A 26,182-nucleotide genomic window follows, 5' to 3' on the forward strand; every position below is an offset into this window, starting at 1 on the left:
CGACGGATACCGGCGCACCCGGTCAGGATGATCGGCCGCGTTGCCGTACACGTGCGCGAGGCAATCACACGATGGTGCAGCCGAGTTGAACTGGACGGGCTCGGACGCGTACAACAACGACACCAGGGCCTCCCGGCACTGCTCGGTCAGATTCGCATCTCCGAGCTACCGAGAGGCCCTGTCTTCATGAGCGCACAACGGGAAGATCACCCCGGCGGGAAACGTGTTCGACCCGCACGTTCCATGATCGGTTGAGATACGGCTTCTCAGGGCTGGTACCACGCTGTTGGCCGTTGTTGTGGGTCCGCCTCGCGTACGCGACTGGGGCTGCCCTGTCCGTAAAACTCCCAGGGTGCCGAGCACCCAGGCGATAGGGTTACGCATGTTGATGGCTCCTTGGTTGGCTGTTGACACTCCGCCCCGCGACGGCCCGCGATGCCGTTTGCGGGGCACTCTGGTCCACTCCCTGAAATCCTTCTCGGACCACACGGTTTTCCCGACCCTCTCGGGTCGCACGCCCCAGTCATCGGACAGCGAATCGACCAGTAAGGGGCCCCTTCCCCCTTCCCCCATCTCCCAGGCCGCCGACGCCGTTTCGGCCGTCCGAATGGCGATCCGTGAACTCGACCGGAGTGTCCGGCGCTGGACGCTCTCCGCGCAGCTCTCTGAGGCCCCGCACGGTGATAGACACTTCTCACTGGACTGGACCTTCAGCGAGTGGAGCCCAGGAGAACAGGACACGGACGCCGTTCTCCTGGAGCGCGGCGATCTCGGTGTAGCGGGTCTCGTGGTCGGGGCTGATCGCCGAGGGCCAGCGCACGATCACGGTGCAGATTTCCCTGCGTACGGCCATGCGCCGTACCTTCTGCCAACCCATGCGCGCCTGCGGGTCCACTTCGCCGTACGGGTCGCGGATCGTCTCGACGACGCCCAGGTTCCGGGCCTCGGCGAACTCCTTGCCCTCCTGCTCCGCACGCTCTGCGGCGACGCCGGGGTTGCCCGGGGACCGTTCGGCGCAGACGTACAGCACTGCCGTGTCCCGGGCGGTGCTCATCGGGCGCTCCGGTGGTGGGGGCAGCGGCACACGGGCCAGACCGAGGAGGTTTCCGGTACGTCGACCGGGGCGACGGGGTGTTTGTCGCGGAGAGTCGTGCGGGTGCCGTCGGTTGCGATGCGGTAGACGCCGAGGGGCATACGGGAAGTGCTCTGTGCCGCTTGTGTGGTCATGGCTGCCGCCCTAGGCCTGAGGTCCGTGGGAGGAGCCGCGGGCATCCCCGCTAGGCAGGGATACGGCCGCAGCCCGAACAGGCATGTAACTACGCTCAGTTGATCATTAACTGACATCGCGTTACTGCCTCTCGCAGGATGGCTGATTGCAGGAGAGGTGACAAGTCGTGGCACCTAAATCGCAGAAAGCCGCACCTCTGTGCCCATCGACGCGGCACCCAAGGTGCGGCACACTGCACCTCACGCACCAAAACCGCACCCTGGGTGCTCACTTGGACCCCTGCGAGACGGAGGCCGACCATGCCGAATGTGCGAGCAAAACCGACCTTGCGCAGACGGCGCCTCGGAGGAGCGCTCAAGGGGTTCCGGGCAGCCTCCGGGCTCACCCTCGAAGCGGCAGCCGTCGAAATGGGTTGGGACAGCGGCAAGCTCAGCCGAATCGAAAACGCCAAGGCTCACATCTGGCCGAAGGAGATCCCGAAGCTTCTGGGCCTGTACGGCATCGAAGACCTGAAGGTCATCAGCGCCCTCGAAGAACTCGCCCGAGACGCAGGGAAACAGGGCTGGTGGCAGACCTACGGCAACATCATCGGCGGCGGGTACCAGGACTACATGTTCTTGGAGTCCGACGCTGTTGGCATCCGTGTCTACTGCCCCGGTCTCGTCCATGGACTCTTGCAGACAGTTGCCTACGCACGCGAGGTCATCGCAGCCACAGCGATCACACGCAGTTCCGACGAGGTGGCGGCCCTCACCGAGGTACGGCAGGCCCGTCAGGCCGTCCTCACTCGCCCAGGAAGGCCCCTGAAGATCTGGGCGGTCATCCATGAGGCGGCACTACGCCAGCAGTTCCCCACGCAGCCGAACGTGATGACGCACCAGCTTCAACGTCTGCTCGATCTCAGCGAGATGCCCACCATCGACGTCCAGGTCATGCCGATCGGCGCCAGCCCTCACCCCGGCATGACCGGCCCGTTCGACATCGTCTCCTTCGGCGGCCCTTGGCCGACCGTCGTAAATCTGGAGAACCTTCGGGGCGGGTTCTTCATGGAAGGAGAAGATGTCGCGGTGTTCGAGGCGGCCTTTGAACGCACGGTCGCCGCAGCGCTTCCCGTGGACGTGTCCCGGGAGGCCATTAAGAAAATCATGGATGAAGGAGCACACCAGTGACCAACACCAGCCACAGGGCTGAAGTCCGCGCATCCGAGCTGACCGACGCGTGGTTCAAGTCCTCGTACTCAAGCGGAGGAGAGCAGTGCTTCGAGGTCGCCGACCTCCGCCGTACGGCGTACGCATCCATTGCTGTGAGGGACAGCAAGGCCCCCGACGGCCCCGCGCTCCTCTTCGGGCCCGAACAGTTCGCTACATTCGCAGAGTTCGCCGCCCGCTTCGAGGTCTGACCCGCACCTACGGCATACAACGGCGCCCGCCCCTCGGGCAGTTGTGGCGGGCGCCTACCCCGTCACGTCCTCGCGTCCGCGATGTGGCGCATCGAAGGGGGAGCAGCTCGGCGGCGGGGGAGCTGCCGAAGGTCGACGCTGTGAACAGCTCCGTACAGCTGGCGGGAGGCGCCACAAGAGCTTCGGACGTCAAGGGCGCACAGTCCTCGGACGGTGGCTATGTGACCGGCCTGAACCAGGCCGGTGCTTCGATCACCTGGACCTTCGACGGTATCCCCAAGGCCGGCAAATACAGCGTTTACGTCGGCTACAGCGTGCCGGGCAAGGACGGTAATGCCACCCTCACGTTCAACGGCACGCCCTCCACGTATCCGGTCAAACTGAAGAACTGGACAGGGGCCACCGCGGGCGACTACGAGAAGGGCTGGACGACGACCTACAACTACGTCGAGCTCAAGCAGGGCCCGAACACCGTCTCTGTCTCCTGTGGGCAGGGGAACCAATGTGACGCCCTCATCGACCGGCTGTGGCTGGTGGAGGGATGGGCCGGGCGGAGCTGAGCCGGGCCAGGCTTGCGGTGACTCGCCGAGTCACCGCAAGCCGACCCCCCAGTGCTCGCTAAGCGACGCGGCCGAAGTCCACACACTCGTCAGCGACCCACACCTTGCGCCCGCCCCAGTCGAGTGGTGTCCAGGTGTTGTGCTGGGCTCCCCCGCTGGTGCACCGGTACGTGCCCCCCTTCTTCTTGCCCTCGCAAAGTTCTCCCCAGCAAATTATGCGGTCAGGCGTACCCTTGTCGAGCGCGTGGACGTGAACGACGACGGCCGAGGTGACCGAAGCGGACGCGCGTGCGTTCCAATCGTGACCGGCATATGCACCGGCGCTATCGGCATACGCTGCAGGTGCAGCCGCAAGGATCAAACCGGTCACCAACGCACCCGAGAGCGATGCGATACGTGCGGCGCGCTTTGCCATGAGTTCCCTCCGTTTTGTATGTCTCGCCACTGGTCATTGAGGCGAGAGCTATGGCCGCGCCAGTATATGTAAGATAAAAGCCTTATCCTAGCTCGCCGTTGGATGCATCACAGTTGCAGACTGATGCGCCTGATGTGGCCCTGGCGCTGGGAAGCATGAACTACTCACGCAGCAGTCTTTAACCCCGGTCACCGCCACCCGTTCCACCAGCTTCTCGTACGCGCCCCGCTCGAACTGCCCCGCCGCAGCCGCCAACCACGCGATCGCGCAAGCCAGCGCTCCGGCCAGGGCAGCCGATCCACCAGCCCCGAAAGCAGGCCCGAGACCGCCGAGTCGCCTGCGCCTGTCGGGTTGCCGTAGACGCAGGCCGGAGGGTGACGCTCCAGTGGCCCTCGGGGGCATGGCGAGCGTGCCCTCTGCGCCTAGCGAGGCCATCACCGCTTGGCGCCACGCTCGTCCTGCCATGGCCGTTGCGACGCGTGTCGCCCCTCGTCATCGGGTCCTAGCCTCGGCGTTTCAGTTGAGGCTGCCGGGTTGTTGAACAGAGTCGTTTGGGGCGGTGCTACACGATCTCGGGTGAACTCTTTGATCGCGTTGGTCCTGGCGGATCGTAAGCCTTTCACAAAGAGATCACGCCGCGCTGACCTCCCCGGTCACCGCCACCCGCCCCGCCAGCTCCTCGTAGGCCACGCGGTCGAACTCCCCCGCCGCCGGCGCCAGTACGGTCGCCGCCGACAACGCCACCGCCCGGGACAGCCGTTCCGGCCACGGGAGTTGTTCCGCGAGCCCCGACAGCAGGCCCGCCGCCGCCGAGTCGCCCGCGCCTGTCGGGTTGCCGTGGAAGCGGGCCGGCGGGGTGGCGCGCCAGCGGCCCTCGGGGGTGACCGCCAGGAGGCCGTCCGTTCCGAGGGAGACGACGACCGCCTGGGCGCCCCGGCGGCGGGCGTCCTGGGCGCCGCGCAGGGGCTCGTGGGAGCCGGTGAGTTCGGCCAGTTCTTCGGCGTTCGGTTTGACGAGGTCCGGGCGGGCGGCGACCCCGCGGCGCAGGGGTTCGCCGCTCGTGTCGAGGAGTACGGGGACCCCGGCGGCCTTCGCGAGTCGTATCAGCCCGGCGTACGCGCCCACCGGCACGCCCGGTGGCAGGCTGCCGCACAGCGCCACCGCGGACGCGGGGGCGAGCAGGCCCTCGTAGGCGTCCTGGAAGGCGGACCACTCGGCGGGCGTGATGGTGGGGCCGGGTTCGTTGAGCTGTGTGGTGTCGCCTGTCTGATCGTCCACCAGCGCGATCGTGCGCCGTGTCGGACCGGCTATCGGGACGAGGGCGTCCACCAGGCCGGGAGCGGCGGTCAGCCGGTCCTGGACGATGCGGCCCGTGGCGCCGCCCGTGAAGCCGGTGACCGTCACCTCGTGGCCGAGGGCCGCGAGTACGCGCGCCACGTTCACGCCCTTGCCGCCGGCCCGTTCGGTCACCTCGCTGATCCGGTGCGAGGCGTGCGGCTTGAGCGCCGGTACGCGGTACGTGAGGTCGAGAGCGGTGTTCAGCGTGACCGTGAGGATCACCTGGGCCGACCTCCCCCGAAGACGAATGCTGTGCGCGCGCCGAAACGGACGGCGGTCGTCCCAGTTTCGCAGGACAACCGCCGCCTCCAACAGCGGGACACTTCAGCCCAGTTGGGGATCGACCACCCATTCACCGCGGCGCATCACACCCTTGAGGGCGAATTGATGGTCAAGAACCACCAGGTCGGCGTCCTTTCCGGGCTCCAGGGAGCCGACCCTGTCGTACATGCCGAGCAGCTTGGCGGGGTTGGCCGATACCGCGGCCACGACGTCCTCCACGGGCAGCCGGTCCACCGTCACCGCCCGCTGGAACGCGCGGTCGAGCGTGAGCGTCGACCCCGCGATCGAGCCGCCCTCCACCAGCCGCGCCACACCCCCGGTGACCTCGACCTCCAGGGGGCCCAGCAGGTAGCGGCCGTCGCCGAAGCCGGCCGCGTCCATCGCGTCCGTGATGAAGGCGACGCGGGCCGCGCCGGCGTGATGGAACGCCAGCTGGAGGGCGGCCGGGTGCAGATGCGTGCCGTCGTTGATGAGCTCGACGGTGATGCGGTCGTCTTCGAGGAGGGCGGTGATCGGGCCGGGGGACCGGTGGCCGATCTGCGGCATCGCGTTGAACAGGTGGGTCGCGACCGTCGCGCCCGCGTCGATCGCCTCCACCGTCTGCTCGTACGTCGCGTCGGTGTGGCCGATCGCCGCGATGACGCCGTGCTCGGCGAGGAGGCGTACGGAGTCGAGGCCGCCCGGCAGTTCGGTGGCGAGGGTGACCATCTTGGCCTTGCCGCGCGCCGCGTCGATCAGTTTGCGGACCTCCGCGGGGTCCGGGTCGTGCAGCAGCTTCTCGGAGTGCGCGCCCTTGCGGCACGGGGAGATGAACGGGCCCTCGAAGTGGATGCCGGCGACGTCGCCCTGCTCGGCGAGTTCGCTCAGCAGGCCCGCCCGCTGGGCGAGGAGGTCCATGTCGTCGGTGACCGTCGAGGCGACCAGGGTGGTCGTGCCGTGCAGACGGTGGGTGTGGATGCCCTTGAGGACGTCCTCGACCGTGCCCGAGGTGAAGGAGGCTCCGCCGCCGCCGTGGTTGTGGATGTCGACGAAGCCGGGCACCACGTGGTGCCCGGTGAGGTCGATCAACCGGGCGGTGCCCTGCGGGGCTCCGGCGCTGATTCGGGTGCCGTCGATGGTGAGGGTGCCGTTGGGCACGGGGCCGGTGGGGAGGACCACGGTTGCGCCGGTGAGCACCAGGGGGGTGCCGGTCGTCGCGGGCTGCGGGTGCGTTGTGGCCGGTCGCGCCCACGCGGCGGTAGCCGCAGATTCAATGGGGTCCCGCGCCCCTGAGGGGGGTGTCATCAGGGCGTTACCTCCGTGCCGTCAGTTGTAGTGAGGAGATCCCAGGCCAGCAGCCCGGCACCGAGACAACCCGCCGTGTCCCCCAGCGCCGCGGGGACGATCGACGGCAGTTTCTGGAAGGTGACCCGGCGCCGGACGGCCTCCCGCAGCGGTGTGAACAGGGCTTCCCCGGCCTCTGCCAGGCCGCCGCCGATGATCAGGGTGCGGGGGTCCAGCAGGGTGAGGGCGGTGACCAGGCCGTCGGCCAGGGCGTCGACCGCGTTCTGCCACACCCGGACGGCGTTCGGGTCGCCGGACGCGACGGACTTGGCGCAGTCGGCGGCGTCCGCGTCGGGGTCGCCCGTGGCCGCCGCCCATGCCTCGCTGACCGCCGCCGCGGAGGCGTAGCGCTCCAGGCAGCCTTGCTGCCCGCAGGGACAGGGGCTGCCCCCAGGCCGTACGACGATGTGGCCGATCTCGCCCGCGAAGCCGTGCGCGCCCGCCTCCACCCGGCCCGCGATGCCGATCGCGCCCGCGATACCGGTGCCGAGGGGGACGAAGAGGAAGCGGTCGGCGCCCTGGCCGGCGCCGATGCGGCCCTCCGCAAGACCGCCGGTGCGTACGTCGTGGCCGAGGGCGACCGGGATGCCCAGTCGCTTTGCGAGCAGGTCGCGCAGGGGTACGTCGCGCCAGCCGAGGTTGGCCGCGTAGCAGGCGATGCCCCGGTCGGCGTCGACGATGCCGGGGACGGCGACGCCGGCGGCGGACGCGGGCTCGCCGAAGTGCTCGGCGCCGTGGGCGCTGAGCACGGCGGCGAAGTCGAGGATGCCCTCGACGACCGCGTCCGGCCCGCGTTCACGGCCGGTCGCCAGGCGGGCCTGGTGGAGAAGGGTGCCGTCCTGCGCGACCAGCGCGGCCTTCATCCCGGTGCCGCCCACATCCAGGGCGATGACATGTCTCACGGGGGACAGTGTGGCCCCAGGACCCGCAAGAGGTCTAGTCCACTTACGTGGTGTAGACCTATCGTGTCCACATGTTGAACAGCGAGACAGTAGGGTTGGGGTCGGAAGCAGTGCAGCGGCGGGGTAGGACAGGAACGATCGCGGCGGTGTCCGCACTGGGCATGACGGCGGTCCTCGGCGGCTGCGGACTGACCGGCGGCGGCTCGGGGGACGTCACCCTGAAGCTCGTCGCCGCGGACTACGGCGACTCCGCCGACAACAGCTCCCGCAAGTACTGGGACCAGCTGGTCAAGGAGTACGAGAGCAAGCACTCCGGCGTGAAGGTCGACGTCACCGTCTACTCCTGGAACGACGTGGACCGCAAGGTCAAGGAACTCGTCGACGCCGGCAAGGCGCCCGACATGGCGCAGATAGGCGCGTACGCCGACTACGCGAACAAGGGCCTGCTCTACTCGGCCGACGACATGCTCTCCATCAGCACCCAGGCCGACTTCGCCTCGCAGCTGGCCACCGCCGGGCAGGTGAAGGGCGTGCAGTACGGGCTGCCGTTCGCAGCCTCCACGCGGCTGCTCTTCTACAACAAGACCCTCTTCAAGGACGCCGGTCTCACCCCGCCGAAGACCTGGAACCAGCTCGCCGCCGACGCCAGGGCGCTCAAGGCGCGCGGCGTGAAGTACCCGTACGCGCTGCCGCTCGGCCCGGAGGAGGCGCAGGCCGAGACCATGCAGTGGCTGCTCAGCGGCGGCGGCGGATACACCGACACCGTCGGCACCTACGGCTTCGACTCCGCGCAGAACGTCAACACCTTCACCTGGCTCAAGGACGACCTGGTCGGCAAGGGCCTCACCGGTCCCGTCGCGCCCGGCAGCCTCAACCGCGCCGCCGCCTTCGCCGCGTTCGCCAAGGGCGACGTCGGCATGCTCAACGGGCACCCCTCGCTGATGAAGATCGCCGCGAAGCAGGGCGTGAAGTACGGCATGGTGCCGATGCCCGGCGTGGACGGCGCGAGCAAGAGCGCCATGGGCGTCGCGGACTGGATGATGGCCTTCAAGAAGAACGGCCACGCCGAGCAGGTCGGCAAGTTCCTCGACTACGTCTACAGCGAGAAGAACGTGCTCGCCTTCTCCCGCCAGTACGACCTGCTGCCGGTCACCACCTCCGCCTCCGACGTCATGAGCACGGACAGGCGGGACGCCGCCCTGGAGCCGTTCCTGAAGCAGCTGCCGCTGTCCGAGCTCTACCCGGTCGACAAGACCTCCTGGGCCTCGGTCGCCGCCGCCGTCAAGAAGCGCATAGGCAACGCCGTGTCCGCCGACGGCAACCCCGCGGCCACCCTCGCGCAGCTGGAGTCGACGGCGTCCATGGCGGAGAACGCCCAGTAGGCATCGCAGGCCGGATGTGACTGTCGGTGGCGGGCGCTACGGTTCGCCACATGGATCAGGAACAGCAGCTGGGCGACCGTGAGCAGGCCATCCTCGCTCTCGAACGCCGGGGCTTCCCGGGCCCCGGCGCCAAGGAGCGCGCCATACGCGAGGAGCTGGGCCTGGCCCCCGTCCGCTACTACCAGCTGCTGAACGCCCTGCTGGACGACGAGCGGGCCCTCGCCCACGACCCGGTGACGGTGAACAGGTTGCGCAGGGTGCGGGAGACACGGCGAGCGGAACGCTGACGGCCGGCGCTCCCCTGAGCCATGGGTGCGCCCTGCCTCCCGCGGTTATGGTCACCGTATGGGCACCCATACGGACACGGACTCGACGCACTCCACGGACCCCCTGCCGACGCCCGCCACGCAGGCAGGCCGGGACGGGCTGGCCGCGATCCTCGCGAACCCCGCGAAATCGGTGGTCGGCCTGGACTTCGACGGCACCCTCGCCCCGATCGTGCCGGACCCCGAGCAGGCCCGCGCCCACCCGGAGGCGGTGCCCGCGCTGGCCGCCCTCGCCCCGAGGATCGCCTCCGTCGCGGTGGTCACCGGCCGCCCGGCCGGCGTCGCCGTCCGGCACGGCGGCTTCGCGGGCGTCCCCGGCCTGGAGCACCTGGTCGTCCTCGGCCACTACGGCGCCGAACGCTGGGACGCGGTCAGCGGCAACGTCAGCGCGCCCGCCCCCCACCCCGGTGTCGCCGCCGTCCGCGCCGAACTACCCGGCTTCCTCGACCGCATCGGCGCCTGGCAGGGAACCTGGATCGAGGAGAAGGGCCGCGCCCTCGCGGTCCACACCCGGCGCGCCCGCGACCCCCAGGCCGCCTTCGAGGCCCTGCGCGCACCCCTCACCGACCTCGCCGGCCGCCACGGCCTGATCGTCGAACCCGGCCGCCTGGTCCTCGAACTGCGCCCACCGGGCATGGACAAGGGCGTGGCCCTCCTGGAGTACGTACGCGAGATCGACGCCGCAGCGGTCCTCTACGCCGGCGACGACCTCGGCGACCTCCCCGCCTTCGCCGCCGTCGACAAACTCCGCTCGGACGGCGTCCCCGGCCTCCTGGTCTGCAGCGGCAGCGACGAGGTGACGGAACTGCGGGAGCGGGCGGACGTGGTCGTGGACGGGCCGGAGGGCGTTGTGCGGCTGCTGCGGGGCCTGGCGGAACAACTTGGCTGACGTCAGCATCATCAGCCCGTCCGGCGTTTGAGGACGAAGCCCCTCAAGGGCCGAAAGAGGGGGTCTGGGGCGGCAGCCCCCAGACCCCACCCCCACACCTCAGCCCCGCAAAGCCTCCAGCTGGTCGACAAACCACTGCGCCGGCGGCAACGCCGTGGCCGCTGCAGCAAGCCGCTTACTGCGCTCGGCCCGCTCAGCCGCCGGCAGGCACAACGCGGCGTGCAGCGCGTCCGCCGTCCCGATCACGTCGTACGGGTTCACCGTGATCGCGTCGTCGCCCAGCTCGGCGTGGGCACCTGCCTCCCGCGACAGCACCAGCACGCACCCGTCGTCGGAGACGACCGGCACCTCCTTCGCGACCAGGTTCATGCCGTCCCGGATCGGGTTGACGAGGGCCACGTCGGCCAGCCGGTAGGCGGCCAGCGAGCGCGCGAAGTCGTCCTTGACGTGCAGGACGACCGGGGTCCAACCCGGCGTCCCGAAGCGGGAGTTGATCTCCTGAGCCACCCGCTGCACCTCGGCCGTGTAGTCGCGGTACACGGCGAGGTCCTGCCGGGAGGGGTAGGCGAACGCGACGTGCACGACCCGCTCCCGCCACTCGGGGCGGCCCTCCAGCAGCTGCCGGTACGCCAGCAGCCCGCGCACGATGTTCTTCGACAGCTCGGTGCGGTCGACCCGCACGACCGTCCTGCGGCCGGCGCCGATCTCCTCCCGCAGCGCGGCCATCCGCTCGGCCACATCGGCCTCGTGCGACCGCTTGCGCAGGAAGTCCGCGTCCGCGCCGAGGCCGTGCACGCCGATCTCCGTGCCTCCGGGGCCGCCCACCACCGCCGTACAGCACGCCGTGAAGGCGTCCGCCCAGCGCCGGGTCAGGAAGCCCAGCCGGTCGGCGCCCAGCATGCCGTGCAGAAGCTGCTCGGCGATGTCGTCCGGCAGCATCCGGAAATAGTCCACCGGCGCCCACGGCGTGTGCGAGAAGTGCCCGATGCGCAGGTCGGGACGGAGCTCGCGGAGCATGCCGGGCACCAGACACAGGTGGTAGTCCTGCACCAGCACCGCCGCGCCCTCGGCCGCCTCCTGGGCCAGCGCCTCGGCGAAGGCGCGGTTGTAGGTCTCGTACGACGCCCACTGCCGCCGGAACTCCGCGTCGAAGACCGGCTCCAGGGGCGTCTGGTACAGCATGTGGTGCACGAACCAGAGCACGGAGTTCGCGATGCCGTTGTACGCGTCGGCGTGCACGTCGGCCGGGATGTCCAGCATCCGCACGCCGTCCTCGCCGACTCCGCGCCGGACCGCCTCGCGGTCGCCGTCGGACAGCGCCGAGCACACCCACAGGGCGTCCGAGTCGGGCCCGATCGCGGACAGGCCGGAGACCAGCCCGCCGCCGCCGCGCCTGGCGGCCAGCGAGCCGTCCTCCTGCACCTCGTACGAGACCGGGCCGCGGTTGGACGCGACGAGCACCTGATGACCAGCGTGATGACCTGCGCCGTGCGTGGAAGCCATACGCCTCAACCTAGCCCGGCCCGGAAACGCTCAAACGTACGTCTGCGCTCTGCGGGTGGACCGTATACACCGCGCGGACCGCGTAACGCGCCGCCTCAGGCGACCTTGCGCGAGGCGTACTCGGCGATCTCCGCCATCGGCGGCCGCTCCTCCGTGTCCACGGAGTAGGTGCGCGGCTCGAAGCCGTCCTCGCCCCGTTCGAACTGGGTGAGGGAGGGACGGATGAGGTGGCCGCGGGCCAGCCTCAGCTGTGCCGTGCGGTAGATCGCGGCGGACATCCGGCCCAGCGCCTGCCCGTCCTGGTGCCGGTGCTTGCGCACCCCGACGTCGACCTGGGCCAGCGCGTCGAGGCCCACCAGGTGCAGGGCGTCGACCAGCATGCCCAGCTCGACGCCGTACCCCACGGGGAACGGCAGCTGTTCCAGCAGGCTGCGCCGGGCCGCGTACTCGCCGCCGAGCGGCTGCACGAAGCCCGCCAGTTGCGGCCAGTGCATGTTCAGCAGCGGGCGCGCCATCAGCTCGGTGACCCGGCCGCCCTGGCCCTGGGCGCCGCCCAGCGGACGGTCGTACATCCCCTTGACCAGGTCGATCCCCGGGTCGGTGAGCAGCGGGCCGACGATCCCGGAGACGAAGTCGGAGGAGAACTCCTTCAGGTCGGCGTCGATGAAGCAGACGATGTCCCCGCCGGTGACGAGGAGCGAGCGCCACAGCACCTCGCCCTTGCCGGGGACGGTCGGGATGCGGGGCAGGATCTCGTCACGGTGGACGACCCTGGCCCCGGCCGCCGAGGCGACCTCGGACGTGCGGTCGGTGGACCCGGAGTCGACGACGACGATCTCGTCGACGAGCGGGACCTGCTGCATGAGGTCGTGACGGATGATCGCGACGATGTCGCCGACCGTCTCCTCCTCGTTCAGCGCGGGCAGCACGACACTGACCGACTGGCCCGTGCGCTGCTTGGCGGCGAGTATCTGGTGGAGAGGGCGGTCGGTCAGGGACCAGGAGCGGGTGCTCAGCCAGCGCTCGACTTCTTCCAGCACGTAGGCGGCTCCTCACTTGTGTCTCGCGGTTCGGACGACTCTCTCAACTGTCCTGGCCTTCGGTTACAGTCTTGAACAACGTCAATGACCATCGCATGTCCGAGGTCGTCGACCGACAACCGAATACCGCTCATCCAGAGGGGCAGAGGGATACGGCCCGATGAAGCCCCGGCAACCCTCCAGCCGGTCTCGTAGATCAATGTTGATCATTCCGCGAGGCTCCCGGCTAGGGAAGGTGCCAAATCCGTCTCACGGCGAGATGCGTCGTGAGGAAGATGAGGAGAAAGGGCCTCGCCTCACATGGCTGCGCAGACTGTTGCAAGCACCACCGACTCCACGACCGTCGACCTCGGTCCCGCCACGGCGTTGAGCTGCCGCGAGTGCGGTCACCGGGTACCCCTCGGTCCGGTCTTCGCCTGCGAGGAGTGTTTCGGCCCGCTCGAGATCGCGTACGACTTCTCGGCCTACGACACCGAGGAGCTCCGCAAGCAGATCGAGGCGGGTCCCGCGAACATCTGGCGTTACGCGCCCCTGCTGCCCGTCCCGGCGGACGTGGCGGACAAGCCCAACATCAACCCCGGCTGGACCAAGCTCGTCAAGGCCGACAACCTCGCCGGCGAGCTGGGCGTCGACGCCGGCAAGCTCTTCGTGAAGGACGACTCCGGCAACCCGACGCACTCCTTCAAGGACCGGGTCGTCGCGCAGGCCATCGAGGCCGCGCGCGCCTTCGACTTCACCACCCTGTCCTGCTCGTCCACCGGCAACCTGGCCGGTGCGGTGGGTGCCGCGGCCGCCCGCGCCGGCTTCCGTTCCTGCGTGTTCATCCCGCACGACCTGGAGCAGGGCAAGGTCGTCATGGCCGCGGTCTACGGCGGCGAGCTCGTCGGCATCGACGGCAACTACGACGACGTGAACCGGTTCTGCTCCGAGCTGATCGGCGACCCGGCCGGCGAGGGCTGGGGCTTCGTCAACGTCAACCTGCGGCCCTACTACGCGGAGGGCTCCAAGACCCTGGCGTACGAGATCTGCGAGCAGCTCGGCTGGCAGCTGCCGGACCAGCTGGTCGTGCCGATCGCCTCCGGCTCGCAGCTCACGAAGATCGACAAGGGTCTGCAGGAGCTGATCAAGCTCGGGCTCGTCGAGGACAAGCCGTACAAGATCTTCGGCGCGCAGGCCGAGGGGTGTTCGCCGGTCTCGGTGGCCTACAAGGCCGGGCACGACGTGGTGCGGCCGCAGAAGCCGAACACGATCGCCAAGTCGCTGGCGATCGGTAACCCGGCGGACGGTCCCTATGTCCTCGACATCGCTCGCCGTACCGGCGGGGCGGTGGAGGACGTGAACGACGAGCAGGTCGTCGACGCGATTCGGCTGCTCGCCCGGACCGAGGGCATCTTCGCCGAGACGGCGGGTGGTGTGACCGTCGGCGTGACGAAGAAGCTGATCGAGAACGGGCTGCTGGATCCGACGAAGTCGACCGTTGTGCTCAACACCGGTGACGGTCTCAAGACGTTGGACGCGGTGGCGGGTACGGGTCTTACGGCGACGATCCGTCCCAACCTCGAGTCGTTCCGCGAGGCCGGGCTCGGCTGAGAGGCAGTTGTTCAGCTGCGGGCCGGTGGGGGCTGGTCGTGCCCCGCGGCGGAGCCGCAAATGGACACAGCCCCGCGCCCCTGAAGACAAAGCCCCGTTTCCCTGACCGGAGGTTTCACCGTGAGCGTCAACGTTCGTATCCCTACCATCCTGCGTACCTACACCGGCGGGCAGGCCGAGGTCACCGCTGAAGGTGGGACCCTCGGCGAGGTCATCGCCGATCTGGAGAAGAACCACACCGGGATCGCCGCGCGTGTTCTCGACGACCAGGGCAAGCTGCGGCGGTTCGTCAACGTGTACGTGAACGACGACGACGTGCGGTTCGAGCAGGGGCTGGAGACGGCGACTCCGGACGGTGCGGGCGTCTCGATCATCCCGGCCGTGGCCGGAGGCTGACCGAAACAGGTCGGACGGCCGATTATTACCGTCGGTAACGTCGGTTACGAAGAGTTCATCGAATTGCCCCCTCCGCGAGAGAAACGGAGGGGGCAATTCTGCATGGTTGAGCACGGTACAGTTGGGGAACCTGCTCGACTCCGCATGCCGGATGCATATGAGTTCTCGCTTCTCGGGCAGCGAGAAGCAGCCAAAGTGTGCAGGTTTTTTGCGTCTTATGTTCCATTTATGGGGCCCGACTTGCCCTGAATTCAGGCGAATTCTCCGTAAATTCCCGACCGGTCGTGCCCGGAATTCTCGTCCGATTGACCTGTTGCAGACGGCAGTTGGACAGATACATTCAGCCGCGGTCGACGCGTTCCGGCGCACGCCCCCAAGCGTGGGGGGTGAGGTCTGACCCGGATCCGCGAAGTGTGGATCTGTGCAAGGGCCAGTAATAGGGGAGTTAGGCATGGCTCAGGGCACCGTCAAGTGGTTCAACGCGGAGAAGGGGTACGGCTTCATCGCGGTCGACGGTGGTGCGGATGTTTTCGTCCACTACAGTGCGATTCAGATGGACGGCTACCGCACCCTGGAAGAGGGTCAGCGGGTCGATTTCGAGATCTCGCAGGGCCAGAAGGGGCCGCAGGCGGACATGGTCCGACTGGCGGCCGGCTGAAGCACGCGCCGGGTTAACTGCAGCGACGTTCTTCTTTTCTTGATCGAAGGGTCCGCACCTGAGGGGGCGGGCCCTTCGGCATGTCCGGGAGCGGCCACGAGATGGGGCCCGCCTCCGAGAGGCGCTCGCGCCCACCCGTCACCCGACCACCACCCCTCAACGAGCCCGCTGCGCGGGCGCACCTTGCGCCCACCCGTCACCCGACCACCACCCCTCAACGAGCCCGCTGCGCGGGCGCACCTTGCGCCCACCCGTCACCCGACCACCACCCCTCAACGAGCCCGCTGCGCGGGCGCACCTTGCACTCGACGGGGGCGAGTGCTAATCATTGGCGTTAGCACTCTGAAGGTGAGAGTGACAACGAAGGACCGGGTCGGTGAGGCCCGCAGGCCGGGTGGGGAAGGACCCGCAAGGCAGGCGAGCCGTCCGTCGCGGGCGCGGGCGCGGTCCGAAGGAATCACCCCCAGTCCTGGAGGGACCACTTCACATGGCCAAGATCATCGCGTTCGACGAGGAGGCGCGGCGCGGCCTCGAGCGCGGCATGAACCAGCTCGCGGACGCCGTGAAGGTGACGCTCGGCCCCAAGGGCCGCAACGTCGTCCTCGAGAAGAAGTGGGGCGCCCCCACGATCACCAACGATGGTGTCTCCATCGCCAAGGAGATCGAGCTCGAGGACCCGTACGAGAAGATCGGCGCCGAGCTGGTCAAGGAAGTCGCCAAGAAGACGGACGACGTCGCCGGTGACGGTACGACCACCGCGACCGTTCTCGCCCAGGCCCTCGTCAAGGAAGGCCTGCGCAACGTAGCCGCCGGCGCCAACCCGATGGCCCTCAAGCGCGGTATCGAGAAGGCCGTCGAGGCCGTCTCCGGCGCCCTCCTTGAGCAGGCGAAGGATGTCGAGACCAAGGAGCAGATCGCTTCGACGGCCTCCATCTCCGCCGCCGACACCCAGATCGGCGAGCTCATCGCCGAGGCCATGGACAAGGTCGGCAAGGAAGGCGTCATCACCGTCGAGGAGTCCCAGACCTTCGGTCTGGAGCTGGAGCTCACCGAGGGTATGCGCTTCGACAAGGGCTACATCTCGGCGTACTTCGCCACCGACATGGAGCGGATGGAGGCGTCGCTCGACGACCCGTACATCCTGATCGCCAACTCCAAGATCGGCTCCGTCAAGGACCTGCTCCCGCTCCTGGAGAAGGTCATGCAGTCGGGCAAGCCGCTGCTGATCATCGCCGAGGACGTCGAGGGCGAGGCCCTGTCGACCCTGGTCGTCAACAAGATCCGCGGCACGTTCAAGTCCGTCGCCGTCAAGGCCCCGGGCTTCGGTGACCGCCGCAAGGCGATGCTGAACGACATCGCCATCCTCACCGGTGGCGAGGTCATCTCCGAGGAGGTCGGTCTCAAGCTCGAGAACACCTCCCTCGACCTGCTGGGCCGTGCCCGCAAGGTGGTCATCACCAAGGACGAGACCACCATCGTCGACGGCGCCGGCTCCACGGAGCAGGTGCAGGGCCGGGTCAACCAGATCCGCGCCGAGATCGAGAACAGCGACTCGGACTACGACCGCGAGAAGCTGCAGGAGCGCCTGGCGAAGCTCGCCGGCGGTGTCGCGGTCATCAAGGCCGGTGCCGCCACCGAGGTGGAGCTCAAGGAGCGCAAGCACCGCATCGAGGACGCCGTCCGCAACGCCAAGGCCGCCGTCGAGGAGGGCATCGTCGCCGGTGGTGGCGTGGCCCTCATCCAGGCCTCCTCGGTCTTCGAGAAGCTGGACCTCGAGGGTGACGAGCTGACCGGCGCCAACGCCGTGAAGCTCGCGCTGGAGGCCCCGCTCAAGCAGATCGCCGTCAACGGTGGTCTCGAGGGTGGCGTCATCGTCGAGAAGGTGCGCAACCTGCCCGTCGGCCACGGCCTGAACGCCGCGACCGGTGAGTACGTCGACATGATCAAGGAAGGCATCATCGACCCGGCGAAGGTCACGCGCTCTGCCCTGCAGAACGCCGCCTCCATCGCCGCGCTCTTCCTCACCACCGAGGCTGTCATCGCCGACAAGCCGGAGAAGTCCGCCGCGCCTGCCGGTGGCGGTATGCCGGGCGGTGACATGGACTTCTGATCCGCCTCGGGGCTTCGGCCCCCGGTTGGTCAACGTCCTTACGGAGGGCGGCACTTCCTGCTCCGGCAGGGGGTGCCGCCCTTCGGCGTGTCAGGGAGTGTGAGGCAGCACATAGGCGATTGCTTAAGGTGGTGCAACAATGCGTGTGCACATACCCAGTGGTTGACCCAGCCCCGTTCTGCACCGTTCCGAGGAGTCCCCCGCGTGACTGCCCCCGCCACATCCCGCGCCGCCGAGATTCTTTCCCGCCCCACCACGATCAACGGACTGACCGTCCCCAACCGGATCGTGATGGCGCCGATGACCCGCATGTTCTCCCCGGGCGGCATCCCCGGCGAGGACGTGGTGTCGTACTACGCCCGCCGGGCCGCCGCCGGTGTCGGGCTGATCGTCACCGAGGGCACCTACGTCGGCCACGAGTCGGCCGGAAACAGCGCCCGCGTCCCCCGGTTCCACGGCGAGGACCAGCTCGCGGGCTGGCAGAAGGTCGCCGAGGCGGTGCACGCGGCGGGCGGCACGATCGTCCCGCAGCTGTGGCACATCGGCACGGTCCGCAACCAGGGCGACGCCCCCTACCCGGACGCGCCCTCGCACGGTCCCTCCGGTCTGCGTGTCACCGGCGTCGAGGACGCGACCCCCATGACCCAGGCCGACATCGACGCCGTCATCGGCGCGTTCGTCGAGTCCGCGGTCGCCGCCGAGCGCATCGGCTTCGACGGCATCGAGCTGCACGGCGCGCACGGCTACCTCCTCGACCAGTTCCTGTGGGCCGGCACCAACCGTCGTACGGACGCGTACGGCGGCGACCCGGTGGCCCGTACGCAGTTCGCGGCGGAGATCGTGGCGGCCGTACGGGAGGCTGTCTCGCCCGAGTTCCCGGTGCTGTTCCGGTACTCGCAGTGGAAGCAGGAGGCGTACGACGCGCGTCTCGCCGAGACGCCGGAGGAGTTGGAGGCCATCCTCGCGCCGCTGGCTGCCGCCGGCGTGGATGCGTTCCATGCCTCCACGCGGCGGTACTGGCTGCCGGAGTTCGACGGCTCCGACCTCAATCTGGCGGGGTGGACGAAGAAGCTGACGGGGCGGCCGACCATCACCGTCGGGTCGGTCGGGCTCGACGGGGACTTCATCCGGGGGTTCGCCGGGGAGGGGTCGCCGATCCGGGGGATCGATGATCTGCTGGATCGGCTGGAGCGGGAGGAGTACGACTTCGTCGCCGTCGGGCGGGCGTTGCTGCAGGATCCCGAGTGGGCGGCGAAGGTGTTGGCTGGGCGGAGCGATGAGCTTGAGCCGTACTCGGCCAGTGCGTTGAAGACGCTGAGCTGAGCTGAGCGGTTCGGTGGGGGGCGGTGCGGGTGTGCGGCCCTGGGGGGCCGCGCACCCAGACCCCCATCGGCCCTCTCGGCCTCGTCCTCGAACGCCGGACGGGCTGAAAACAGCGGCCCGGCGGCCGGCATCGGTGATCGGACGGGCTGAAAAAACAGTGAGCCGAGCCGCCGGGCGGGCTGAAGATAGGCGTATGACGCACACCCCGGCCCGTCTCGCCACGCCCGCCGATATCGACGCCGTCGTCTCCGTCTTCACCTCCGCCTTCTTCCGTGACCCGGTGTGGGGGCCCGCCTTTCCCGACGAGGGGCGGCGGGCCGGGCAGGCCGCGGTCATGTGGCGGGTCTATGCGGCCTCCGCTTTGCGCTACCCGTGGACGCTGGTGACGCCGGGCGTCGAGGCCGCCGCCGTGTGGATTCCGCCGGGCGGGGTCGAGCTCACGCCCGAGGAGGCGGAGGGGCTGGAGGGGCGGCTTGCCCGGGTCACGGGTCGTGTCGCGGCTCGGGCGATCATGAGGGTGGGGGAGCAGTTCGAGGCGGCTCGCCCCAGCGAGCCGTTCTTCTACCTGACCGTCCTCGGCACGCACACCGATCACCGCGGCAAGGGGCTCGGCATGGCTCTGCTCGCCGAGAGTCTCGCCCGGATCGACGCCGTCGGCGCCCCCGCCTACCTGGAGTCGACCAACCCTGCCAACCTCAAGCGGTACGAGAGCGTCGGATTTACGGTTAGGGACGAGATCACCGTTGCCACCGGCCAGGTCGTGACGACCATGTGGCGGCCCGCAGCAATCCAGACCAGGAGTTGATGATGACGACCACTGTCGTGCGTACGGTCGCCGGAGCGGTGCGTGGGCGCCGTGAGGACGGGCTGACCGTGTTCCGGGGCATCCCGTTCGCCGAACCGCCCGTCGGGGAGGCCCGGTTCGGGGCGCCGCGCCCGGTGCAGGCCTGGGAGGGGACCCGGGACGCGTACGACTTCGGGCCGCCGCCCCCACAGGAGTCCGGGTTCCAGGGACGCAGGGCTGTGCTGAACGCTCCCGAGGGCGACGACTGGCTGACCGTCAATGTCTGGACCCCGGAGCCGGATTCCGCCGGGCTGCGGCCGGTGATGGTCTGGATCTACGGCGGGGCCTACAAGCTCGGTCACTCCGGCAGTCCCGGCTACGACGCCCAACACATCGCGCGCGACGGTGACGTGGTCGTCGTGACACTCAACTACCGGGTGGGGATAGAGGGTTTCGCGCTCATCGAGGGTGCGCCGGCCAACCGGGGACTGCTCGATCAGGTGGCCGCCCTGGAGTGGGTGCGGGACAACATCACGGAGTTCGGCGGGGATCCCGGGCAGGTGACCGTCTTCGGTGAGTCGGCGGGTGCGGGGTCGGTGGCTTCTCTGCTGGCCATGCCGAGCGCGCGGGGGCTCTTCCGGCGGGCGGTCGCGCAGAGCGTGCCGGGGACCTACTTCTCCGGCGAGCTGGCCCGTGACATCGCGTCCGCCATCGCGGCGGAGGCGGGGCTGCGGCCGACGGTGGCCGACCTCGCGACCGTCGATCCCCGCCAACTGACCTCGGTGGGCGAGGCGTTGAGCGCGAAGATGACGGCGTACGCGGATCGCTGGGGGCAGGTGGTCCCCACGGCCACGCCCTTCTCCCCGGTGGTCGACGGCGAGGTACTGCCGTGCACGCCCTGGCAGGCGCTGAAGGAGGGTGCGGGGAGGGACGTCGACCTGCTCGTCGGGCACAACCGGGACGAGTTCCGGCTGTTCCTCGCCATCGGCGGGATGCTGGGCAAGATCGGGGAGGAGCAGGCCGACTGGGCACTGCGGACGTTCGGGCCGGGGCCGGACGGGGACCGGGCGTACCGCGCGGCCTTCCCGGAGGCCACGCCGGGTGAGCTGTTCGAGCGGGTGCAGACGGACTGGCTGTTCAACATGCCTTCCCTGCGCCTGGCCGAGGCACAGGTCGCGGGCGGCGGTCGCGCTCACCTCTACGAGCTGACCTGGGCGGCCCCGGGAGGCGGGGGCGGTCTCGGCGCGTGCCACGGACTGGACATCCCGCTGCTGTTCGGCACGTTCGAGGCGGACCTGGGGCAGCTGCTGTTCGCGGGTACGGGCGCCACCGCGGAGGGGGAGGGGCTGTCCTCCCGTTTCCGGGAGTCCTGGACGGCGTTCGCGCGCACGGGGGATCCGGGCTGGCCGGCGTTCGAGACGGAGGAGCGCCTGGTCCAGGTGCTGGATGCGGAGCCGAAGGCGCAGGCGGGGCCGTATCCGGAGGAGGCGTCGCGGCGGCTGTGGGAGGGGTACGAGTTCGTGCCGCTCCCGCTGCTCAAGTAGTTCCGCGGGCAGGAGGCGCTACAGGTTGCCCAACGGCTCGATGTCGACCTTCACCGGTGTGCCCCAGACGCGCAGCACCTCGTAGTCGGTGAACTCGTGCACCAGCCGGTACGCCATCGCGGGGCGGGGCCCGCGGCGCTGAGCGGCCAGATACAGCTCGGCCTCGCGCCGGTCCCGCCTCGGCGTCCCGCACAGGTGCCAGGTCTGGCCGTTCCACGCCTCCGCCAGCCAGCGCTGCTGGGGCTGCGGGCGGTCGGCGCTGACGCCGTAGCGGGAGGGGGCGGACTCGGTGGCGTGCGCGGGCACGGGACCGCCGTTGAACTCGACGCGGCGGGCCGCCCTGCGCCGGGTCTCGCAGAGCAGGCAGAGGTCGTGGGCGTTCTCGTCGACCGGGCCGTTCGGGTGCTCGGGGCAGCGGGTGGTGGGCGCTGCGCCCGTGACGCTCTCGTCGAGGAGGTCCAGGGCACGGCGGAGGTCGGCCTTGACCTCGTGGAGCTTGGCGTCCTGGGTGTCGCCGGTGAGGGATTCGCCGTGTTCGCCCAGGAGGCGGAGGGCGCGGCCGAGGGCGGTGAGCTGGGCGTGGTTCATGGGGCGGCCCTCCGGGGTGGTCAGTCGGCGTAGTCCTTGAGTGCTTCGGTTTCGAGCGTGAAGCCGACGGGGTCGGGGAGCTCTACGGACGCTCCCCAAGGATAGGAGAGGGACTGCTGGTAGCGGCCGTCCTTCGGCTCGCTGTGGACGGTGACGGTGCTGTTGTCGCGGTCGATGCGGAGGTGGACGGGGATGTCGGCCCCGGCGTGACCGATGGGCTTGTCGATGCGGTCGCGCTGGTCGGGGTGGTGACGTCGGACCGTGGGAGCTGTCATGCGGGTGTCCCTTCGCGTCGTCGTTGATCCATTGCGGCACGGATCTCTGCCGCGCGGGTCTGGACTGCGGAGGCCGGAAGAGGCGTGTGGTGGCGACCGGGGGCGCGTTCGCCCCGGCAGGTGCCGCACACGCCGCCCGGCAGGGCTTCCGGGCGGCCCGGGGCGCCGCACTTCGCGCACTCCAGGACGCGGAGGGGCGGCCGTGTCTCTCGTACGGGTTCGGGTGGGAGCTTGTCGGTCAGGCGGCGGTGCAGCAGGGCCGCCGCATGGTGGACCGGGGTGGGCAGGCCGTTGGTCAGGGCGTGGAGTACGGCCTGGTCCGTGGCCCCTCGCGCGAACCACTCCGTCAGCAGCGGAGCGAGCGTCGCGCACTCTGCCTGCGAGAGCGACAGGGCGGGGGCCGTGCGGCCGAGGGCGGCGAGGAGGATGTGGGCGCGGCTGCGGGCGGGGCGGGCTCGTTCCGGTGGTTCCTGCGGTACGTCGCCTCGGGTGAAGGTCGCCCACCAGACGTCGTCGCGTGCGGTTCGGGTGAACCACGTTCGGGTGATCCAACGGGGGCTCTTCGAGTCCGTCAGGTGTTCGCGGCCTCGGCGCAAGTGGCCTGCGCGTTGGAGGTTGTTGAGGGCCGTGCGGAGGGCGCACTGTCCGTACGGCAGCGTCTTGGCCAGGGTCTTTACGGAGATGTCGGCGCCGTCGGAGAGGCGGTCGATGTACGCGGCGACTGCGGCTTCGCGGGGTGGAAGGTGGGCGAAGTCGTGAGCGGTGCGGGGTTGTTGGTCGGGCGCCGACCGTTTGCCGTAACCCGGATTGGCCATCGGGTGCGGGGTCGCGTGCGCGGACAGGGAGACAGCACTAAACTCGGCGGCAGCCATGGGATCGAACTCTTCCTTCGATCTTGTAGGTCAAGCCCCCGCAGGTGTTGGTAGCACCTGGCGGGGGCTGTTCGTTATGCGGGCACGCTAGACGATCGTCACTGTGCGTGGCAAGTCGAACGCGTCAAGTCAACTCGCCGGGTGGGAGGGTGGGTTGAGGCCCTCCAACCATTCCTTGAAAAGAGGGCTCGGAGCGCGGGGCTTGAGCTTCGGGGGGCTGCTGAGTCAGCCGTGCTTGAGGTTTTCGACGAACGCGGACCAGGGCTCCGCCCGGAACACGAGCTTCGGGCCGTGGGGGTTCTTGGAGTCGCGGACGGGGACGATGGCGGGGTGTCCGTCGGCGACTTCGAGGCAGTTGTCGCCACCGCCCGCGCTGTAGCTGGACTTGTGCCAGGTGGCCGTGCTCAGGTCGTAGTCAGGGATGTTCCTCATGGGCGTAATCCTGCGCCAACGCCTCGATCAGAGCCAGGGACTTCTCTGGCGAGAGTGCGGAGGCCGTGAGGAGTTCGAAGGTGAACCGCAGGTGGGCGACGGTGGCTGGGTCGTCCTCCAGTCGTCCGGTGCGGGCCCCCTCGAAGTAGACCAGCGGAGGGGCGTCCTCGAAGGCCATCAGCTTCAGTGAGCCTCCCATCGCCGTGTGCGCTCCGGCACTGAACGGCAGTACCTGCACGATGACCCGGCTCCGACGGGCCAGGTCCGCGACGTGGCGCAGAGCCTCCGCCATCACCTCCCGCCCGCCGGTCTCCCGGCGCAGTGCCGCCTCGTCAAGCACCACCCACAACATGGGTTTTGTTGGGTGGTCGAGTAGACGAGTCCGAGCCATCCGGCCGTCCACCCATCCGTCGATGGTTTCCTTGGGTGCCGTCGGGTCGTGGGCGCGGTTCACGGCCCGTGCGTACGCGGGTGTCTGGAGAAGTCCGGGGATCAGCATCGGCGCGTACTCCCGGATCGCCGTAGCAATCGCTTCTGCCTCCGCCGCCTCCGCGAAGTGCTCGGGATAGCGGGACTTCGCCGCCGCCCCGCAGTTCCGCCGGAAGAAGTCGCCCGTGTCCAGCGCCTCGTCCAGCAGTCGAGCGATCTCCGGCAGCATCCGCCGTGTCGCCGACTCCAACTGCCCGACGAACGAGCCGCTCACGAACAGCCGCGCCCCCAACTCGTCCTGGCTCAACCCGGCTTTCTCTCTGGCGTGACGCAACTCCGCCCCGAGCAGCGCGCGCGGCGACGAGGACGGATCGAGGTCCTTCGGTACTGCCATGGCGGCTCCCGGTCTCACATCAGAGGTGTTGGGATGTCTCGTATGGCCAGGCTAGGGAATTAGCGGCCACGCTGTGTTGCGAACAGCAAACTCAGCGTGGAGGTGCGAGCGACGTGCGGTCGACCGAAGAAGTCGTCGAAACCCTGCGGGAGGCCCTGACAGGCGTCGGGGTGGCCCTGCCGTCCCTGTGCGTCGATCCTGTGACCGGGGCGAGCGAGGAGCCGTTCGCCCTGGTCGACCTCGGCCGCTGCAATGTCCGTACGGCGGAGAAGCTGGCGTCCGTGCTGCGTGGGGAGCGGCCTGCGGTCGGTGCGTACGCAACCGATGGGCGGGACGGGCGGGTCGGCGAGGTCATGGGGCATGCCGGCGGGCGGGTGCAGCTGCGGCCGGTCGCCGGCGGACGGGAGTGGGAGTGCCCGCCGGAGGCGGTGGGGGCCGCGCCGCCGGAGGAGGTGCTGCGGGCGCGAGTCCGCAAAGCCAACCAAGAAGGCCGCCTGCCCTGCTGAACTGCCCTCATGAAGATTCTCACGCCCAGAGTCCTGCGAGCCCTGGAACGCTTCAACTCCGCCCACCCCTGGGACCACAACGCCCACTACCATCCGTGGTTGCTACGGCAGCTGCCCCGCAGCTTCGGCCGTGCGCTCGACGTGGGCTGCGGCACCGGTGACCTGGTGCGGCTGCTGGCGGGGCGGGCGAAGGAGGTGCACGGGGTCGACTCGGATCCGGGGATCGTGGCGAAGGCAAGGGAGCTGACCGGCGATGGGTACGCCCACGTCACCTACTCCGTCGCCGACGCGCCGGACGGGCTGCCTCCGGGGTCGTACGACGTCATCACCTGTGTCGCCGTGCTTCATCACCTGCCGCTCGCCGGGACGCTCACGCGCTTGTGGCAGCAACTCGCGCCCGGCGGCAGGCTGTTGATCGTCGGGCTCGCCCGGGACGAGACGTTCGTCGGTCAACTGCTGGGGTACGCGTCGATTCCGCTCAACGCCGCCACCGGGTGGGTGAAGCACCGCGGCCGTACGGCGCCCCGGCCCGCCTCCATGACGGCCGTGACGCGGCCCGCGGACGTCACGTACGCCGAGATCGTGCGGGAAGCGCGCCGCGTTCTCCCCGGTGCCCGCCTGCGCCGCCGTCTCTTCTGGCGGTACACGCTGGTGGCGCGCGCCCCGGGGACCGGTGTGGTCCGCGGGGCGCGCGTCGGGCCGGGAAGGGTCAGTTCTGCGGGAGGCTCAGGAGCGTGATGATGCTGGAGAAGACACAGACGTCGTTCTGTACGGCGGTGATCAGGACCCGGTGCTGACCGGGCTGGTCCGTCGGGAACGGGTCGGTGTGGATCCAGCAGGGGGCGTCGAGCTCGGCGTAGCGGGCGAAGACCACATCCATGGAGAGCATCGCGGCCGGCGGCTGCGCCGCCGTGTGGCTGGCCTGGCGTGCCGCTTCGAGGAGCAGCATGCCGGGGGCGTGGTCGACGGGGTGGTCGAAGAGCACGGGGTGGTTGAGGTCGACGCGCATCTGGTGGCGGCGCGGTGAGTCGGTCGGTGAGAGGACGACGTCGGCGAAGTCCTTGCGGGCGACCTGGGCGGGCGCGGCCGGCGGGGGCAGCGGCAGCGCGCGGGCGATCGAGGCGTCGAGGTCGGCGTAGGTGCCGCGCAGCCGCTGGTAGAGCGCGGGGGCGGTGTTGGCGAACCGGGTCTGGGCCGTGCCCACCTGGACCCCGTCCCGGATCACGTCGACCTTCATCAGCATGGAGGCGAGACGGCCCATGCGGCGGACCACGTCGTGGCAGCTGACGCGGAGTTCGACCGAGGTCGCACCGGCGGTGGTGGCCAGTGCGGCGGGCGTCAGCGCGAAGCTGAAGTGGCTCCATGACTGGCGGTGGCCCGCCGGGGCGTCGTAGGCGGCGTGGCTGAGCAGCGGTATGCACTGGCGGATCGACTCGGCCAGCAGCATGGGGTCGTGCAGACCGTGCTGCGGTCCGTAGAAGGCGTGGTCCTGCGGCCAGTCGGCATGGACGGTGAAGACGTCGTTCCCGTTCTGGCACCACTGAGTCAGCAGTACTTCCGAGGCGGTGAGCTTGTGCACCTGCTCCTGGGTCACCGGCACCCAGGTCGGGGCGGTGGCGTCGATGTGCTGGACGGTGCTGGACACGGTGCTGGACATACGGAATCCCCCTGAGACGTATGTGAGCGCTGCGGCT

Annotated in this window: 28 protein-coding genes and 1 riboswitch; of the genes, 15 read left to right on the plus strand and 13 right to left on the minus strand. The window is 69.5% G+C overall.

All coding sequences use genetic code 11. From position 1 onward, the window contains the following. Positions 1–694: 694 nt before the first annotated feature. Positions 695–1,054, minus strand: coding sequence for a hypothetical protein (locus tag LJ657_RS32075; protein ID WP_232652403.1), 360 nt, complete (start codon positions 1,052–1,054; stop codon positions 695–697). Positions 1,055–1,527: 473 nt separating this feature from the next. Here LJ657_RS32075 and LJ657_RS32080 point away from each other — a divergent pair, with 473 nt between their 5' ends. From LJ657_RS32080 to LJ657_RS32090, 3 genes are all read left to right on the plus strand, one after another. Next, on the plus strand, positions 1,528–2,397 hold the full coding sequence (locus tag LJ657_RS32080; protein WP_232652404.1) for a helix-turn-helix domain-containing protein: 870 nt from the start codon (positions 1,528–1,530) through the stop codon (positions 2,395–2,397). Further along, positions 2,394–2,627: a DUF397 domain-containing protein gene (locus tag LJ657_RS32085; protein ID WP_232652405.1), complete on the plus strand. Its 234-nt coding sequence runs from the start codon at positions 2,394–2,396 to the stop codon at positions 2,625–2,627. The genes LJ657_RS32080 and LJ657_RS32085 overlap by 4 nt, the downstream gene beginning before the upstream one ends. A gap of 140 nt (positions 2,628–2,767) precedes the next feature. Continuing rightward, complete coding sequence (locus LJ657_RS32090) at positions 2,768–3,187, plus strand: CBM35 domain-containing protein (RefSeq protein ID WP_232652406.1); 420 nt, start codon at positions 2,768–2,770, stop codon at positions 3,185–3,187. A gap of 58 nt (positions 3,188–3,245) precedes the next feature. On the opposite strand, the gene LJ657_RS32095 is transcribed toward LJ657_RS32090, so the two are convergent. From LJ657_RS32095 to LJ657_RS32115, 4 genes are all read right to left on the minus strand, one after another. Then, positions 3,246–3,602: a hypothetical protein gene (locus LJ657_RS32095; protein ID WP_232652407.1), complete on the minus strand. Its 357-nt coding sequence runs from the start codon at positions 3,600–3,602 to the stop codon at positions 3,246–3,248. Positions 3,603–4,232: 630 nt separating this feature from the next. After that, on the minus strand, positions 4,233–5,162 hold the full coding sequence (locus LJ657_RS32105; RefSeq protein WP_232652408.1) for a 1-phosphofructokinase family hexose kinase: 930 nt from the start codon (positions 5,160–5,162) through the stop codon (positions 4,233–4,235). 102 nt (positions 5,163–5,264) lie between these two features. Next, on the minus strand, positions 5,265–6,398 hold the full coding sequence (nagA, locus tag LJ657_RS32110; RefSeq protein WP_232652571.1) for an N-acetylglucosamine-6-phosphate deacetylase: 1,134 nt from the start codon (positions 6,396–6,398) through the stop codon (positions 5,265–5,267). 107 nt (positions 6,399–6,505) lie between these two features. Next, entirely contained in the window at positions 6,506–7,447 is a 942-nt protein-coding gene (locus LJ657_RS32115; RefSeq protein ID WP_232652409.1) for an ROK family protein, read from the minus strand. Positions 7,448–7,518: 71 nt separating this feature from the next. Here LJ657_RS32115 and LJ657_RS32120 point away from each other — a divergent pair, with 71 nt between their 5' ends. From LJ657_RS32120 to otsB, 3 genes are read left to right on the plus strand one after another with little or no spacing between them, the layout of a single operon-like run. Beyond that, entirely contained in the window at positions 7,519–8,829 is a 1,311-nt protein-coding gene (locus tag LJ657_RS32120) for an ABC transporter substrate-binding protein (RefSeq protein ID WP_443735569.1), read from the plus strand. Positions 8,830–8,879: 50 nt separating this feature from the next. Continuing rightward, the gene (locus LJ657_RS32125) at positions 8,880–9,116 is read left to right on the plus strand and encodes a DUF3263 domain-containing protein (RefSeq protein ID WP_232652410.1); all 237 of its coding nucleotides are present in this window, start codon (positions 8,880–8,882) and stop codon (positions 9,114–9,116) included. Positions 9,117–9,174: 58 nt separating this feature from the next. Beyond that, positions 9,175–10,044 (plus strand): trehalose-phosphatase, encoded by an 870-nt coding sequence (otsB, locus tag LJ657_RS32130; protein ID WP_232652411.1) that lies wholly within the window; start codon positions 9,175–9,177, stop codon positions 10,042–10,044. Between the two features lie 99 nt (positions 10,045–10,143). On the opposite strand, the gene LJ657_RS32135 is transcribed toward otsB, so the two are convergent. Both LJ657_RS32135 and LJ657_RS32140 read right to left on the minus strand, forming a co-directional pair. Then, a complete protein-coding gene (locus LJ657_RS32135; RefSeq protein ID WP_232652412.1) occupies positions 10,144–11,547 on the minus strand; it encodes an alpha,alpha-trehalose-phosphate synthase (UDP-forming) in 1,404 nt (467 codons plus the stop codon). Between the two features lie 95 nt (positions 11,548–11,642). Continuing rightward, positions 11,643–12,587, minus strand: coding sequence for a glucosyl-3-phosphoglycerate synthase (locus LJ657_RS32140; protein WP_232652413.1), 945 nt, complete (start codon positions 12,585–12,587; stop codon positions 11,643–11,645). A 127-nt stretch (positions 12,588–12,714) separates the two neighbouring features. Continuing rightward, a riboswitch (SAM riboswitch) is annotated at positions 12,715–12,869 on the plus strand. Positions 12,870–12,887: 18 nt separating this feature from the next. Here LJ657_RS32140 and thrC point away from each other — a divergent pair. The 7 genes from thrC (at position 12,888) to LJ657_RS32175 (ending at position 20,992) form a co-directional block, all read left to right on the plus strand. Then, positions 12,888–14,177, plus strand: coding sequence for a threonine synthase (gene thrC / locus LJ657_RS32145; RefSeq protein ID WP_232652414.1), 1,290 nt, complete (start codon positions 12,888–12,890; stop codon positions 14,175–14,177). A 120-nt stretch (positions 14,178–14,297) separates the two neighbouring features. Further along, positions 14,298–14,573, plus strand: coding sequence for a MoaD/ThiS family protein (locus LJ657_RS32150; RefSeq protein ID WP_030941262.1), 276 nt, complete (start codon positions 14,298–14,300; stop codon positions 14,571–14,573). 451 nt (positions 14,574–15,024) lie between these two features. Continuing rightward, a complete protein-coding gene (locus tag LJ657_RS32155) occupies positions 15,025–15,231 on the plus strand; it encodes a cold-shock protein (protein ID WP_016436693.1) in 207 nt (68 codons plus the stop codon). Positions 15,232–15,718: 487 nt separating this feature from the next. Then, entirely contained in the window at positions 15,719–17,341 is a 1,623-nt protein-coding gene (groL, locus tag LJ657_RS32160; protein ID WP_232652415.1) for a chaperonin GroEL, read from the plus strand. A 204-nt stretch (positions 17,342–17,545) separates the two neighbouring features. Next, the gene (locus LJ657_RS32165; RefSeq protein ID WP_232652416.1) at positions 17,546–18,664 is read left to right on the plus strand and encodes an NADH:flavin oxidoreductase; all 1,119 of its coding nucleotides are present in this window, start codon (positions 17,546–17,548) and stop codon (positions 18,662–18,664) included. A 193-nt stretch (positions 18,665–18,857) separates the two neighbouring features. Continuing rightward, positions 18,858–19,469, plus strand: coding sequence for a GNAT family N-acetyltransferase (locus LJ657_RS32170; protein ID WP_232652417.1), 612 nt, complete (start codon positions 18,858–18,860; stop codon positions 19,467–19,469). 2 nt (positions 19,470–19,471) lie between these two features. Further along, positions 19,472–20,992 carry a carboxylesterase/lipase family protein gene (locus LJ657_RS32175; protein ID WP_232652418.1) on the plus strand — a complete coding sequence of 507 codons (1,521 nt, stop codon included), beginning with the start codon at positions 19,472–19,474 and terminating at the stop codon, positions 20,990–20,992. A gap of 18 nt (positions 20,993–21,010) precedes the next feature. Here LJ657_RS32175 and LJ657_RS32180 read toward each other — a convergent pair whose 3' ends face one another. From LJ657_RS32180 to LJ657_RS32200, 5 genes are all read right to left on the minus strand, one after another. Continuing rightward, entirely contained in the window at positions 21,011–21,580 is a 570-nt protein-coding gene (locus LJ657_RS32180) for a hypothetical protein (protein ID WP_232652419.1), read from the minus strand. Positions 21,581–21,600: 20 nt separating this feature from the next. Beyond that, complete coding sequence (locus LJ657_RS32185; RefSeq protein ID WP_232652420.1) at positions 21,601–21,855, minus strand: PDDEXK family nuclease; 255 nt, start codon at positions 21,853–21,855, stop codon at positions 21,601–21,603. Next, entirely contained in the window at positions 21,852–22,727 is an 876-nt protein-coding gene (locus tag LJ657_RS32190; RefSeq protein WP_372487999.1) for a hypothetical protein, read from the minus strand. The genes LJ657_RS32185 and LJ657_RS32190 overlap by 4 nt, the downstream gene beginning before the upstream one ends. A gap of 225 nt (positions 22,728–22,952) precedes the next feature. Further along, the gene (locus LJ657_RS32195; protein ID WP_232652421.1) at positions 22,953–23,159 is read right to left on the minus strand and encodes a DUF397 domain-containing protein; all 207 of its coding nucleotides are present in this window, start codon (positions 23,157–23,159) and stop codon (positions 22,953–22,955) included. Then, positions 23,143–23,982, minus strand: a complete 840-nt coding sequence (locus tag LJ657_RS32200) for a helix-turn-helix domain-containing protein (protein WP_232652422.1) — start codon at positions 23,980–23,982, stop codon at positions 23,143–23,145. The genes LJ657_RS32195 and LJ657_RS32200 overlap by 17 nt, the downstream gene beginning before the upstream one ends. A 113-nt stretch (positions 23,983–24,095) precedes the next feature. Here LJ657_RS32200 and LJ657_RS32205 point away from each other — a divergent pair, with 113 nt between their 5' ends. Beyond that, on the plus strand, positions 24,096–24,488 hold the full coding sequence (locus LJ657_RS32205; protein WP_232652423.1) for a hypothetical protein: 393 nt from the start codon (positions 24,096–24,098) through the stop codon (positions 24,486–24,488). Positions 24,489–24,497: 9 nt separating this feature from the next. After that, positions 24,498–25,226: a class I SAM-dependent methyltransferase gene (locus tag LJ657_RS32210; RefSeq protein ID WP_232652424.1), complete on the plus strand. Its 729-nt coding sequence runs from the start codon at positions 24,498–24,500 to the stop codon at positions 25,224–25,226. On the opposite strand, the gene LJ657_RS32215 is transcribed toward LJ657_RS32210, so the two are convergent. Further along, the gene (locus LJ657_RS32215; RefSeq protein ID WP_232652425.1) at positions 25,198–26,145 is read right to left on the minus strand and encodes a ScbA/BarX family gamma-butyrolactone biosynthesis protein; all 948 of its coding nucleotides are present in this window, start codon (positions 26,143–26,145) and stop codon (positions 25,198–25,200) included. The two genes, LJ657_RS32210 and LJ657_RS32215, sit on opposite strands and share 29 nt — an antisense overlap. Positions 26,146–26,182: the final 37 nt, after the last annotated feature.

This window comes from Streptomyces guryensis (assembly GCF_021261325.1).
GTDB classification, from domain to species: domain Bacteria; phylum Actinomycetota; class Actinomycetes; order Streptomycetales; family Streptomycetaceae; genus Streptomyces; species Streptomyces guryensis.

Bases quoted from the DNA above. Each gene is read 5' to 3' on its own strand.
- LJ657_RS32075 (WP_232652403.1), bottom strand. From the start codon at position 1,054: ATGAGCACCGCCCGGGACACGGCAGTGCTGTACGTCTGCGCCGAACGG.
- LJ657_RS32080 (WP_232652404.1), top strand. From the start codon at position 1,528: ATGCCGAATGTGCGAGCAAAACCGACCTTGCGCAGACGGCGCCTCGGA.
- LJ657_RS32095 (WP_232652407.1), bottom strand. From the start codon at position 3,602: ATGGCAAAGCGCGCCGCACGTATCGCATCGCTCTCGGGTGCGTTGGTG.
- LJ657_RS32120 (WP_443735569.1), top strand. From the start codon at position 7,519: ATGTTGAACAGCGAGACAGTAGGGTTGGGGTCGGAAGCAGTGCAGCGG.
- LJ657_RS32125 (WP_232652410.1), top strand. From the start codon at position 8,880: ATGGATCAGGAACAGCAGCTGGGCGACCGTGAGCAGGCCATCCTCGCT.
- otsB (WP_232652411.1), top strand. From the start codon at position 9,175: ATGGGCACCCATACGGACACGGACTCGACGCACTCCACGGACCCCCTG.
- LJ657_RS32135 (WP_232652412.1), bottom strand. From the start codon at position 11,547: ATGGCTTCCACGCACGGCGCAGGTCATCACGCTGGTCATCAGGTGCTC.
- thrC (WP_232652414.1), top strand. From the start codon at position 12,888: ATGGCTGCGCAGACTGTTGCAAGCACCACCGACTCCACGACCGTCGAC.
- LJ657_RS32155 (WP_016436693.1), top strand. From the start codon at position 15,025: ATGGCTCAGGGCACCGTCAAGTGGTTCAACGCGGAGAAGGGGTACGGC.
- groL (WP_232652415.1), top strand. From the start codon at position 15,719: ATGGCCAAGATCATCGCGTTCGACGAGGAGGCGCGGCGCGGCCTCGAG.
- LJ657_RS32170 (WP_232652417.1), top strand. From the start codon at position 18,858: ATGACGCACACCCCGGCCCGTCTCGCCACGCCCGCCGATATCGACGCC.
- LJ657_RS32175 (WP_232652418.1), top strand. From the start codon at position 19,472: ATGACGACCACTGTCGTGCGTACGGTCGCCGGAGCGGTGCGTGGGCGC.
- LJ657_RS32180 (WP_232652419.1), bottom strand. From the start codon at position 21,580: ATGAACCACGCCCAGCTCACCGCCCTCGGCCGCGCCCTCCGCCTCCTG.
- LJ657_RS32185 (WP_232652420.1), bottom strand. From the start codon at position 21,855: ATGACAGCTCCCACGGTCCGACGTCACCACCCCGACCAGCGCGACCGC.
- LJ657_RS32190 (WP_372487999.1), bottom strand. From the start codon at position 22,727: ATGGCTGCCGCCGAGTTTAGTGCTGTCTCCCTGTCCGCGCACGCGACC.
- LJ657_RS32195 (WP_232652421.1), bottom strand. From the start codon at position 23,159: ATGAGGAACATCCCTGACTACGACCTGAGCACGGCCACCTGGCACAAG.
- LJ657_RS32200 (WP_232652422.1), bottom strand. From the start codon at position 23,982: ATGGCAGTACCGAAGGACCTCGATCCGTCCTCGTCGCCGCGCGCGCTG.
- LJ657_RS32210 (WP_232652424.1), top strand. From the start codon at position 24,498: ATGAAGATTCTCACGCCCAGAGTCCTGCGAGCCCTGGAACGCTTCAAC.
- LJ657_RS32215 (WP_232652425.1), bottom strand. From the start codon at position 26,145: ATGTCCAGCACCGTGTCCAGCACCGTCCAGCACATCGACGCCACCGCC.